General features: G+C 57.8%; 11 protein-coding genes and 1 tRNA gene. 7 read left to right on the plus strand and 5 right to left on the minus strand.

The window, feature by feature from the left end:
• The 4 genes from B3797_RS09850 to B3797_RS09865 form a co-directional block, all read left to right on the plus strand.
• Nucleotides 1–600: DNA/RNA non-specific endonuclease (locus tag B3797_RS09850; protein WP_311790983.1), on the plus strand; the 600-nt coding region annotated here is incomplete at its 5' end.
• A 211-nt stretch (nt 601–811) separates the two neighbouring features.
• Entirely contained in the window at nt 812–1,669 is an 858-nt protein-coding gene (locus B3797_RS09855) for a glucose 1-dehydrogenase (RefSeq protein WP_311790984.1), read from the plus strand.
• A gap of 19 nt (nt 1,670–1,688) precedes the next feature.
• The gene (locus B3797_RS09860; protein WP_311782476.1) at nt 1,689–2,753 is read left to right on the plus strand and encodes a class I mannose-6-phosphate isomerase; all 1,065 of its coding nucleotides are present in this window, start codon (nt 1,689–1,691) and stop codon (nt 2,751–2,753) included.
• 8 nt (nt 2,754–2,761) lie between these two features.
• Nucleotides 2,762–3,514: an alpha/beta hydrolase gene (locus tag B3797_RS09865; protein ID WP_311790985.1), complete on the plus strand. Its 753-nt coding sequence runs from the start codon at nt 2,762–2,764 to the stop codon at nt 3,512–3,514.
• A gap of 68 nt (nt 3,515–3,582) precedes the next feature.
• Here the strand turns inward: B3797_RS09865 and B3797_RS09870 are convergent.
• From B3797_RS09870 to B3797_RS09880, 3 genes are all read right to left on the minus strand, one after another.
• Nucleotides 3,583–3,658, minus strand: a tRNA-Asn gene (locus tag B3797_RS09870).
• Between the two features lie 103 nt (nt 3,659–3,761).
• Nucleotides 3,762–4,538: a DgsA anti-repressor MtfA gene (gene mtfA / locus B3797_RS09875; protein WP_311782474.1), complete on the minus strand. Its 777-nt coding sequence runs from the start codon at nt 4,536–4,538 to the stop codon at nt 3,762–3,764.
• A 161-nt stretch (nt 4,539–4,699) separates the two neighbouring features.
• Nucleotides 4,700–5,377 carry a hypothetical protein gene (locus B3797_RS09880; protein ID WP_311782473.1) on the minus strand — a complete coding sequence of 226 codons (678 nt, stop codon included), beginning with the start codon at nt 5,375–5,377 and terminating at the stop codon, nt 4,700–4,702.
• Between the two features lie 604 nt (nt 5,378–5,981).
• Here B3797_RS09880 and B3797_RS09885 point away from each other — a divergent pair.
• Both B3797_RS09885 and B3797_RS09890 read left to right on the plus strand, forming a co-directional pair.
• Nucleotides 5,982–6,680 (plus strand): phosphohydrolase, encoded by a 699-nt coding sequence (locus B3797_RS09885; protein WP_311790986.1) that lies wholly within the window; start codon nt 5,982–5,984, stop codon nt 6,678–6,680.
• 78 nt (nt 6,681–6,758) lie between these two features.
• Nucleotides 6,759–7,010: an Arc family DNA-binding protein gene (locus tag B3797_RS09890; RefSeq protein WP_311782471.1), complete on the plus strand. Its 252-nt coding sequence runs from the start codon at nt 6,759–6,761 to the stop codon at nt 7,008–7,010.
• A 49-nt stretch (nt 7,011–7,059) separates the two neighbouring features.
• Here B3797_RS09890 and B3797_RS09895 read toward each other — a convergent pair whose 3' ends face one another.
• Complete coding sequence (locus B3797_RS09895) at nt 7,060–8,643, minus strand: methyl-accepting chemotaxis protein (RefSeq protein WP_311790987.1); 1,584 nt, start codon at nt 8,641–8,643, stop codon at nt 7,060–7,062.
• 115 nt (nt 8,644–8,758) lie between these two features.
• A complete protein-coding gene (dcm, locus tag B3797_RS09900; protein WP_414693059.1) occupies nt 8,759–10,153 on the minus strand; it encodes a DNA (cytosine-5-)-methyltransferase in 1,395 nt (464 codons plus the stop codon).
• Nucleotides 10,154–10,351: 198 nt separating this feature from the next.
• On the opposite strand from dcm, the gene B3797_RS09905 reads away from it, so the two are divergent.
• Nucleotides 10,352–10,785: DNA mismatch endonuclease Vsr (locus B3797_RS09905; RefSeq protein WP_311790988.1), on the plus strand; the 434-nt coding region annotated here is incomplete at its 3' end.

A 10,785-nucleotide genomic window follows, 5' to 3' on the forward strand; every position in this document is an offset into this window, starting at 1 on the left:
CGCTACACCACCGGTCAGGCCTTTTACAGCGAATACAGCCGCTGGTTCGATCGCGGCCATCTTACGCGCCGCAGCGATCCCACCTGGGGTACGGCGGAAGAAGCGGTGCGCGCGAATAAAGATACTTTTCACTTCACCAACTGTTCGCCGCAGCATTTTCGCTTCAACCAGAGCCTGCAGTACTGGCAGGGGGTGGAGCGCTATATCCTTGAGTCGGGCGTGCTGGAGTCGAAGCGTAAGGTTAGCGTGCTGACCGGGCCGGTGCTGAATGACCAGTGGCGACAGTATGCTGAATGGCAGGTGCCCTTGATGTTCTGGAAGGTGGTGCTGCGCATTAACACGGCGGGCAAGCCGCAGGCGACCGCTCTGCTGGTCAGCCAGGCGGATCTGCTGGATGAGCCGCGCCGCGTCCTGCCGCATGCGCAGGATGCGCCTCGGCCTAATGTCGATGAGTACCGCGTTACGGTCAGCGCGCTGGAGAAACTGACCGGCCTGAACTTCGCCGCTTTTCGCGACTGGGAAAGCTGGAAACCGGATGAATCGCTGCTGGCGCAGCCGCTGCCGGCAAAGCTGATTATGACATGGGAAGATTTACTCTAGCCGACGCGCTTGTTGCCGCTTTCAGGCCCGCACAGCCCGCTCTGTGCGGGCTTTTTTCATTTTGTTTCAGATAAATTCGTTGTGCCTTCAACCCGTTACGCTTAGCACTTCACCTTGCGATTCTGTCATGGCTGCTACACTTAGGACTCGAGGCTGATAACGATTCAGCTCCATTAACGACAGTGAAAGAGTCACTAAAAGGAGAGAACGTATGACAGATCGTCCACAACATCCTCAGCAGGCGCAGCAGCAGGAATGGCCCGGCAGCATCCTGAAAATGGATCCAAAACCCGATCATGGTGAAACCAGCTATCAGGGTTCTGGCCGCCTGAAAGGCAAGACCGCCATTATTACCGGCGGTGATTCCGGCATCGGTCGCGCCGTTGCCATCGCCTATGCCCGGGAAGGCGCGGATGTCGTGATCTCCTACCTGGATGAGCATGAAGACGCAAAAGACACGGCGAAGCTGGTGGAAGAGGCGGGCCAGCAGGCGCTGCTGATCGCAGGCGATGTTACCGAAGCGGAGCATTGCCGCAGCATTGTGGCGCAGGCGGCCGAGCGTTTCGGCAAGATCGATATCGTGGTGAATAACGCGGCTTTCCAGATGACGCGTATGTCGCTGGATGAGATTAGCGATGAAGAATTCGATCGCACGATGAAAACCAATCTCTACGCCATGTTCTATATCTGCAAGGCGGCGGTGCCGCATATGCCTTCTGGCGGCTCCATTATCAATACGGCTTCGATCAATGCCGACCAGCCGAAACCGAAGCTGATCGCCTACTCAGCGACCAAAGCCGCCATTGTTAACTTCTCTGGCAGCCTTGCAGCGCTGCTGGCGGAGAAAGGCATTCGCGCCAACGCCGTTGCGCCCGGTCCTATCTGGACGCCGCTGATCCCGTCAACCATGCCGCCTGAACAGGTGGAAAGCTTCGGTGGTGAAGTTCCGCTGCAGCGCATGGGACAGCCTGCCGAACTGGCGCCTGCCTACGTTATGCTGGCCAGCGACGAGGCGAGCTACATTTCTGGCGCAACCATTGCGGTCACAGGCGGTGTCGCGGTTATCTAAACCTGCGTAAGGGAGAAATATGAACGCTTATCCTTTAAAGCTGACTACGCCGCTCGCCACCCATATTTTTGGCGGACAGCGTATCAGAGAGCAGTTGGGAAAAGCGGGTCTGCCTGAGACGCGCATTGCGGAAAGCTGGGAAATCAGTGACGTTGACGGCATGATCGCCAGCGTCACCAACGGCGAGCTGGCGGGTCAGACGCTGCGCCAGCTCACCGAACGCTACCCCGACGAGATGGTCGCGCCCGGCTGGCGCGGCCCGCATTTCCCGCTGCTGAGCAAATTTATCGACGGAACCGGCATGCTGCCGGTTCACCTCCACGCTAACGACGCGCTGGCGCAAAAGCTGGAGCAGCAGCCGAACGGCAAAACCGAAGCCTGGCATATTCTGTGGGCCGCGCCTGATGCGACCTGTCTGCTGGGCGTACGCGACGGCGTAGACAACGCCCGACTGAAGGCGGCACTGCTGGCGCAGGATTACGATGCGGTGATGTACCGGGTGCCGGTAAAAGCGGGCGATACTTTTTACGTGCCAGGCGGCATGCTGCACAGCTTTGGTCCCGACACGCTCATTTATGAAATTGAGCAGACCTCCAATATCCAGCAGCATGCGATGCCGTGGCAGATGGAGGATGGTTCGCGCCTCTCTCAGCAAGAGTGGGAAAAAAATATCGATGCGCTGCTGGAGGAGCTACGGCCAGAGCTGCGCTGCACGCCGCAGCCGGGGCTGACGCTTGAGAAGGGCGGCCTGACGCGGCTCTTCTGCTGTGCTGGCCCTTATTTTGCGCTGGAACGCTGGCGCTTTAGCGAGTCGCAGCGTTTCAGCTTCAGCCGCGCGCGTATTGTGTCCAACACTGGCGAGCCGCTAACGGTAGAAGCGAACGGCGTCAGCGTGACGCTGGGTCGTGCTGAATCGTTGCTGCTGCCCGCCGCGCTGGAAGAGGTGACGCTACACGGCGCTGGCGAGCTGCTGATCGGCTATGTGCCCGATCTGGCAGGCGAAATTGTCGCACCGCTGCGGCAGGCGGGCTATAGCGAGGCAGCTATAGCACAGCTGGGCGACATCAACGGTACCCTGATATAGGAGGTTTTATGCTGCCTTACAGCTTACAGGGAGAGGGCGAAACGACGTTTGTGCTGATGCACTATCTGGGCGGCTCGCACCGCACCTGGTTTCCAGCGCTGCCTTATCTCGATCGTCATTCCCGCTGCGTGGCGTTGGATATGCCGGGCTTTGGCGGCGCAACCGACATTGAAAGTTACGATGTAGCCTCAATGGCGAACCAGGTCGATGAAACTATCCGCCAGCTGCGCCTGGAAAAGGTGATCCTTGTCGGTCACTCTATGACGGGGAAAGTGGCGATGGCGCTTGCCGCCCGACAGCCTGACTATCTGCAACGGCTGGTGCTGGTGGCGCCTTCGCCGCCTGGCCCGCAGCCGATGAGCGAGCAGGATCGCCAGACGCAGGCGGAGTACCAGGGAACGCGTCAGCAGGCGGAAACCTTTGTCGACGGCGCCTGCTCCGCGCCTCTGCCGGATGTGCTGCGCGAGGTAGCGATTGCCGATGCGCAAAGCGCCGCGCCTGCCGCCTTTCGCGCCTGGGCGCTACACGGCAGCCGGGAAGATCTGCGCGAGCAAATCGGCCGCCTTGAGCTGCCCGCCATGATGGTGCTGGGCAGCGAAGACGGTAACGTGCCGGGCGTTGAGGCGCAGCGGGAAGTGATGCGCACTCATTTGCCGCAGGGCGAGGTGGAGATTATCGACGGCGCTGGTCACCTGCTGCCGATGCAGACCCCGCAGGCGCTGGCGGAGCGGATGCTGGCGTTTGCGCGCCGCGAACTCTGAGTCCGTTAGCGGCAAAGTCACCACAGCAAAAAGCCCGCTCAGGTTTCCCTGAGCGGGCTTCTTTAATATGGCTCCTCTGACTGGACTCGAACCAGTGACATACGGATTAACAGTCCGCCGTTCTACCGACTGAACTACAGAGGAATCGTTTCGATGGGGCGCATATTAATGGCCGCGCTCCGGCGTGTCAACAGTGAAAAACACATTAGCATTCAACTGGCTAGCTTTGCAGCAAAGCGATCGCGGATTAAGCGGAATGCGGCGAGTTTTGCGCTAAACGCGGCAGCGGATGCTGACGATAGAACTGGCTCAGATGGCGGTACATCGCCGGGAAGCGTTCATACAGCAGCGCCGGCGCGGTAAAAAAGTATTCGGACAGTACGGCAAAACACTCGGCGGGATCGCTGGCGGCGTAAGGATCGATGGTCGCGGCCTGTTCGCCAACCAGCTCAACCTCATTTTCGATTTCATCCATGGCGGCGCGAAGATCTTTTTCCCACAGAGCGACATCACGCAGCGCCATCACCGGTATGCCGCTGGTGTAGCCGCGACCACGTGCGTCCAGCTTGTGCGCCACTTCGTGGATCACCAGGTTATAGCCGGAGAGATCGAACGCATCCTGAAGGTCGAGCCAGTTGAGCACAATCGGGCCCTGCGTCCAGCTCTGTCCGGCATGAACGGCGGCGGCGTGATGCACCAGGCCCTGTTCATCTTCCCAGCTGTCGGCGACTTCAAAAGGTTCTGGATAGATCAGCACGTCGTGAAAGCCGTCGAGCCACTCCAGCCCCAGCTTCAGCACCGGCAGGCAGAAGAGCAGAGCGATGCGCGCGCTGCGTAATTCATCAAGCTCGACATTCTGCAGCGGCACCAGTTTTTTTTGCTGCAGGAAACGCTGCGCCATGGCGATCAGCGCCTGCTGCTCATCCTCGTCCAGCCAGCTAAATACCGGCTGTGCCAGCCCCTGTTGCCAGGGCAGCTCAACAAAGGAAGCGCGATTATCGTTTTTCCACGGCCATTTAAACATCGCAGTACTCGCTGAAGAATTTCCCTCGCGACCCTGACGCGCCAGAAAAAATGCCAGCATCCGAAACGGTCGCTGGCACCTTGATCTGGCTGCAGGGATGAAAGCTGTCTATTCAACCGTTTAGCATGCAATTTGTCTGTGATTCAGCCCGCAAAGCAGTATTAATTGCGCTCGACGCGCGCAAATTCAATCACCCAGACCCAGGGGTTGACTTCCCAGCTGGTGGCGCCGTACTGCTTCTGCCACGCTTTACGGTAGGCCTCTTTAGGCGATTCCGCATTCATATTCATGGTGAAGAAGTTATTCAGGAAGTGCGAATCGGTCTGCACCCCTTCAGCCATAATGTCATCTTCGCTGATATCCTGGATTTTCTCCGCACGTACGGCGGTGATCTGCAGGTTGATGCGGCTGGCCCAGCGCGGCATATGGATGGCGGTCTGCCAGCCGAACTGATCGGCTTCTGGTCCGCCCTGGGTATGGTGTCCCAGCTCATTGTTGTCGGCGCGGTACTGACAAAATGCGGGCAGGCGGAACGGTGATGGATCGCGTTCATACTCCGCCAGATCGCTTTCGGGCACGATAGGGCCGCGCCAGGTCTCGCGCACCCACAAAATATCGCCCGGCTTGCCATAGGGGCAGTGCTGGCTGATATCGGCCATCGACATCAGCTTATAGCCATGCAGATGGTTAGCGTTAACGTCGAAGGCGTGTACGCCTTCATGATGATCCTGACCCGGTCCGAAAGTCTGCGTTTTCATGATGCGCCGGGTCTGGGTTTGCTGGCCAACCAGCAGGGCGCGAACCCGCTGTTCGGAAAAAAGAATCGGCCGTTCTTTCATGGATTACCTCTGAATATAAATAGAGCCCGGTTGACACACATTCAATCGCTGTCCTGCGCCTGCGCTCAGCCGTGATGAATTTACATCAATCTGCTTAACAATTTGTCGCCTTACAGTAACGGCAACACAACGATTTGCCTTTAGGAAAAAGCGAAAATGCAAAAAACGCACCAGACCGAGTCTACTAAGTGGTCCCTTACCTGGTATAACCCGAATACAGTACGTTATATCGGGCGTTTTTGAAACCTTTTCAGATTCTTTAACCTTCACAAAGCGCAGATATACTGATTCATTCTGGAAGATGCCGCCGCTGGTTCTGTCCACAGAGAGGGAAGTGACGAGGCGGTTTTGCTCAATATTAATAAGATTTGCTTAAGATAATTGATATGGGTTAATGCTGAAAGTTTGTTAAAAACTGGGATAGCGCTTGAATTAGCGCTATAACACGATCCTGGTCTCATTTTTTTTCGAAACCGGTTTTATCACAGCGAATTAAAACCACCCTGTGTCAAAAATTTGTCATCAGCTACTCGGTAAGATGACGTCCCACTGCGTACGGTCTGATGTTAAGACCGATACCCAAACATTAACAGGGAGATAAGCCATGTCGCTCTCACTCTGGCAAACGCGCTTCGAAAGCTGGTTTCAGATTAACTGGGTTCATGATGACAAGGCGCATGATATTGCCCATTTGCGCCGCGTCTGGATGAGTGCCCAACGCATTATGGCAGGCAGCGATGCCAGCCCGCTGGTGGTTCTGACCGCCTGCTATTTTCACGACGTGGTGAACCTGCCGAAAAATCATCCCGAACGCCATCTGGCTTCTACCTATGCCGCAGAAGAGACCGCGCGCATTTTGACGCAGGATTTCCCCGACTTTCCCGCTGCGCTGATCCCCGCGGTAAGCCACGCGGTGAAAGCGCACAGCTTTAGCGCCGCCATTACGCCGGAAACCCTGGAGGCGAAAATCGTTCAGGACGCCGATCGTCTCGAATCGCTGGGCGCGATTGGCCTGGCGCGCGTGTTCTACACGGCCGGCGCGCTGAATCGTCCGCTGTTTGACAGTGACGATCCGCTCGGCAAAATGCGCGAGCTTAACGATGTAAACTGGACGCTCGATCACTTCCAGAAGAAGCTGCTGCGGCTGCCGGATACGATGCAAACCGAGGCGGGCAGGGCGCTGGCGCAGCATAATGCGGATTTTCTGGTGGGCTATATGGCCAAGCTGTGCGCAGAGCTACAGGGCAACCTCACCAGCATCGACGAATCGGTGCTGCGCGATTTTAGCCCTATACGCGCCTAATATTAAATTTTTATGACAGTCTGTTAAACGTTAGTGACTTCCGCTACGTTGTGGATAAATAACGAAGGGAGTAACGGAATGACTGATACGGTAAATTTGACGATTAAGATTGATCCGGCGCTGAAGGAGCAGATTAAACAGCTGGCGCTGGAAAATCAGATCTCAATGAGTCAGGAGATTGTTCAGCGTCTGCAGGAGAGCCTGCTGCCGCCCACCGCATCGGCGGTAGATAACCAGGATACGGCAGAGACCGCATCAAACGCGTTCTCCGCGGATGAGGTCAAGCAGCTACGCGCTCTGCTGAAGAAACAGAGCAAGAAAAAGAAATAAATAAAACCCGTCGCAAGACGGGTTTTTTTATGGGCGCTCATCAGGCATATCAGATGCGGAACTGCTGCACGCTCTGGGCCAGTCGCGCCGCCTGCTGCTGAAGCGTATCAGCCGCGCGCTGCTGCTGCGTGCTGAGTCCGGTGCTGGCCTGCAGCGTCTCATCCAGCTTATGGACCTCAGCGGCGATATGGCTGACCCGCTTGCTTTGCGCCGTTGCGTTCTGCTGAAGCGCCTGAAGCTGTCCGGCGATAGCGGCCACGGCGCCGCTAATGGTCTGGAACAGCTTCTCCAGCACTTTAACCTTGTTAAAACCCTCCGTGACATGCTGTTGCGTATGCTGAATCAGACCGTCAATGCGCTGCGTCGAACCGCTGCTCTGGCTGGATAGCATGCCGATCTCTTTCGCCACCACGGAAAAGCTGCGGCCGTAAACCCCGGCGTGCGCCGATTCAATCGCCGCGTTAAGCGCCAGCAGGCGCGTTTGCAGCGACAGACTCTCCAGCATCTCCACGATACCGGCGATATCCCCTGAGGCGTCGACAATCTGACGCATCTGCGCCTCCATCTCATCCACCCGCGAAACGCACTGCTGCATCAGCGTATCGGCGTCATAGGCCTGCTGCGTCGCCTGTTGCGACACCTGCGCACTGGTTTCCACCTCTTCCGCGACGCGTCGCAGCCGCTGAGACAGATGGGTAAAGCTGGCGTTCTGCGCCTGATGCTGCTCGCTGACGCGTGCGTTATGCTGCTGCATCTCGCCCGCGCCTGCCGCCACGCTGGCGGCGATGGTATTGATCTCATGCACGATATGGCACAGTCCCTGACGCATCTCCGCCATGGCACTGAACAGCTGCTGCGTCTCACGCGCCTGTAAGCGTCCGGCGGCGGGGGGCGACAGCAGATCGCCGGTTGCTATTTGCTGCAGCTGACGGCTGGCGTGACGCAGCGGCGTAATTACGCCGCGCGCCAGCAGCGCGCCGCCGATAATCAGCAGCGAGAAAAGCAGCGCGCTGACGATAAGCGACAGGTTGCGGCTGTGGGTCATGCTCTCCAGCGTGCGGTGATTTACCGCGCCAAGCTCTTTGTTTGCCGCGTCGATTTCAGCGAACCAGGCGTCGTTGAACTGCTGCTGATAGGCCTGCATCGGCACCATAAAAAAGGCGTCAATCTGGTTATCCTTTAACCCTTTCAGCTGTTCTTCCAGCCCTTGCGCCAGCAGGGTAAAGCCCTGCGCCAGCGGGCTGTTGTCAGCGGCGTGATAGCGGGCGAAAAGCGTTTTCGCCTGCTGCAGCGACGCGCTGGCGCTGTCGGCCAGGCTTTTCCAGCTGTCCACCGAGCCGCTCTGCTGGTCCTGCATCAGATAGATACCCGCGCGATGGCTGTCGTCGCTGGCGGTCAGCAGTTCGATACGCGCTTTATCAAGCAGGGCCAGCCTTTCCCGCAGTTCCGCGGTTTGCGCCAGCGCGCTTTGTGTATGATTGACCTGCGCGGTAAGCAGCGTAACGCCCAGCGCCTGCAGCAGGCAGAACAGGATAACAAACAGGGTGAAATTGCCGCGCAGACTGCTGAGCCAGCCGGGAAGCCCCGGCTTACGCAGACGAAAACGGCGATTAAGAAGAGTGATGGTGGACATAGCGCAACCCGAAAATAAAAGCGAGTATTCGCCGGTTGCGTGACAACTTTGTGACAGAGGGCGCATTGCTGGAAAAACAGCATAATGCGCGTTACTAAGCGAAACTTTGGCCCTGTTATGCGTTATTTAACTGCCTGATAATGGGGAGCAGCAGCTGTGCTACGGCGGCGAAAACCGGCACCACGACCGAGTTGCCGAACTGCTTATAGGCCTGCGTATCGGAAACCGGAATGCGGAACTGATGCTCGCCTGGCGCTTCGAAGCCCATCAGGCGCGCGCATTCGCGCGGCGAGAGGCGACGCGGCCGACGCGCCATATTCTCCGCATTGCTGAAATCCGCTTCGCCCAGCGCCTGATCCCAGCCGCGATCGATGAGGATTTCCGAACCATCTTTATAATAGCGAGCCGACAGGGTGCGTACGCAGACGTCAGCTTTACGCGGATCGTTCAGCCCAAAGCCAAAGCCGTTGCCTTTCGCTTTGTGTTTTCTGGCGTAGTCGTAGAGGTAGCGCCACAGCTGCGCGGAAAGAATATATTTCTCCTCCGGCTCGGGTTCCAGCAGGCTTTGCAGGCTCGGCACCGCGGACGGATAGTGCTGCTCAATCTGACGCAGCGACAGCGCTTTGCTGAACGGATAGTCGCGGCGGATGCCGACCAGCACGATGCGCTCGCGGTGCTGGGGCAGGAAGTGGCGCGCGTCGATAATTTTCGCATCCGGCGCGTCGGCATCGGCATCGGCCACGTCGTAACCCAGCTCATCCAGCGTCGCCATAATGACGGCGAAGGTGCGGCCTTGATCGTGGCTTTTCAGGTTTTTGACGTTCTCAAGCACAAAGATCGGCGGCTTTTTGGCGGCGATAATACGCGCCACGTCGAAAAACAGCGTACCCTGGGCTTCGCATTCGAAGCCATGCGCGCGCCCCAGCGCATTCTTTTTGCTCACACCCGCCAGCGAAAAGGGCTGGCAGGGAAAACCGGCCAGCAGCACCTGATGATCGGGGATCTCCGCGTCGATATGGCGATAGATGGCCGCCTCGTCGCGCAGGCCTGCGGGCTGGGTGATGTGCCGAATATCGGTGTTGAAGCGGTGCTCCTGCGGATCGCTGTAGTGATTTGCCTTGTAGGTACGCACCGCCTCTTTATTCCACTCGCTGGTGAAGACGCATTTTCCGCCGATGGCGTCGAAACCGCGCCGGATGCCGCCAATGCCCGCGAAAAGATCGATAAAACGAAACTGCGGGTTGTCGTAATGGGCGGGACGCGCAGGCAGCAGGCTGCGCAACAGCGCTAATTCGCCTTCGCTCAGCGGCGGCAATGCGCTTTTGTTTTGCCGCAGACGCGTCAGCTGCTGCGGCGTCCAGTCGCGGAAGCCCACCTGATGGAATTTTGCCGCTAAATCGCGCGCGGCATAAATCGCCAGCACCTGGCGCATCAGGTCAGCGGTTTCGCTATCGGGAGAGAGCAGGGGAGAAGCGGGTTCCGTCATTGCGGTGGCGTCATCGGCAAGCATGCATTTTTCCTTAACTGTGAACGGGCTATGCTAACACTCCTCTGGCTTCGAAGAAATTGGCGGTCGATGCCTAAAGGCCGCCTGCATGACGCATCGTCGGGATTTTACCCGCCGGTCGCCGCCTCGTTAACCGCAGCGGAGGCTTTCGCTTTTATTGAGTCCGACTAAAGTTGATAGATAGGGCAAAAAGGAGACGCCATGGCCGATGTACACTCCAGCACGACCCGCAGCAAAAATATGCGTGCGATACGCCAGCAGGATACCGCCATCGAACTGCGGGTGGCGCAGCTGTTAAAGGATCGCGGCTTTGCTTACCGCGTTCAGGATAAAAACCTGCCAGGCCGTCCCGATTTCGTTTTGCTGGAGCAGCAGGCGATTATCTTTGTTCACGGCTGTTTCTGGCATCACCACAACTGCTATCTCTTTAAGGTGCCGGCGACGCGCACAGAATTTTGGGTCGGCAAAATCAACAGTAACGTTGAACGCGACAACCGCTATGTCCGGCAGCTGCAGGAGAGCGGCTGGAAGGTGCTGATTATCTGGGAGTGCGCGCTGCGCAATAAGCTGCGGCTAAGCGACAGCGATCTTCAGGAGCGACTGGAGGAGTGGCTGCTGGCGATGGACCAGAGCGC

Source organism: Pantoea sp. UBA5923 (genome assembly GCF_002431095.1).
Lineage (GTDB): Bacteria > Pseudomonadota > Gammaproteobacteria > Enterobacterales > Enterobacteriaceae > Pantoea > Pantoea piersonii.

Bases quoted from the DNA above. Each gene is read 5' to 3' on its own strand.
- B3797_RS09860 (WP_311782476.1), top strand. From the start codon at position 1,689: ATGAACGCTTATCCTTTAAAGCTGACTACGCCGCTCGCCACCCATATT.
- mtfA (WP_311782474.1), bottom strand. From the start codon at position 4,538: ATGTTTAAATGGCCGTGGAAAAACGATAATCGCGCTTCCTTTGTTGAG.
- B3797_RS09885 (WP_311790986.1), top strand. From the start codon at position 5,982: ATGTCGCTCTCACTCTGGCAAACGCGCTTCGAAAGCTGGTTTCAGATT.
- dcm (WP_414693059.1), bottom strand. From the start codon at position 10,153: ATGCTTGCCGATGACGCCACCGCAATGACGGAACCCGCTTCTCCCCTG.
- B3797_RS09895 (WP_311790987.1), bottom strand. From the start codon at position 8,643: ATGTCCACCATCACTCTTCTTAATCGCCGTTTTCGTCTGCGTAAGCCG.
- B3797_RS09855 (WP_311790984.1), top strand. From the start codon at position 812: ATGACAGATCGTCCACAACATCCTCAGCAGGCGCAGCAGCAGGAATGG.
- B3797_RS09865 (WP_311790985.1), top strand. From the start codon at position 2,762: ATGCTGCCTTACAGCTTACAGGGAGAGGGCGAAACGACGTTTGTGCTG.
- B3797_RS09890 (WP_311782471.1), top strand. From the start codon at position 6,759: ATGACTGATACGGTAAATTTGACGATTAAGATTGATCCGGCGCTGAAG.
- B3797_RS09880 (WP_311782473.1), bottom strand. From the start codon at position 5,377: ATGAAAGAACGGCCGATTCTTTTTTCCGAACAGCGGGTTCGCGCCCTG.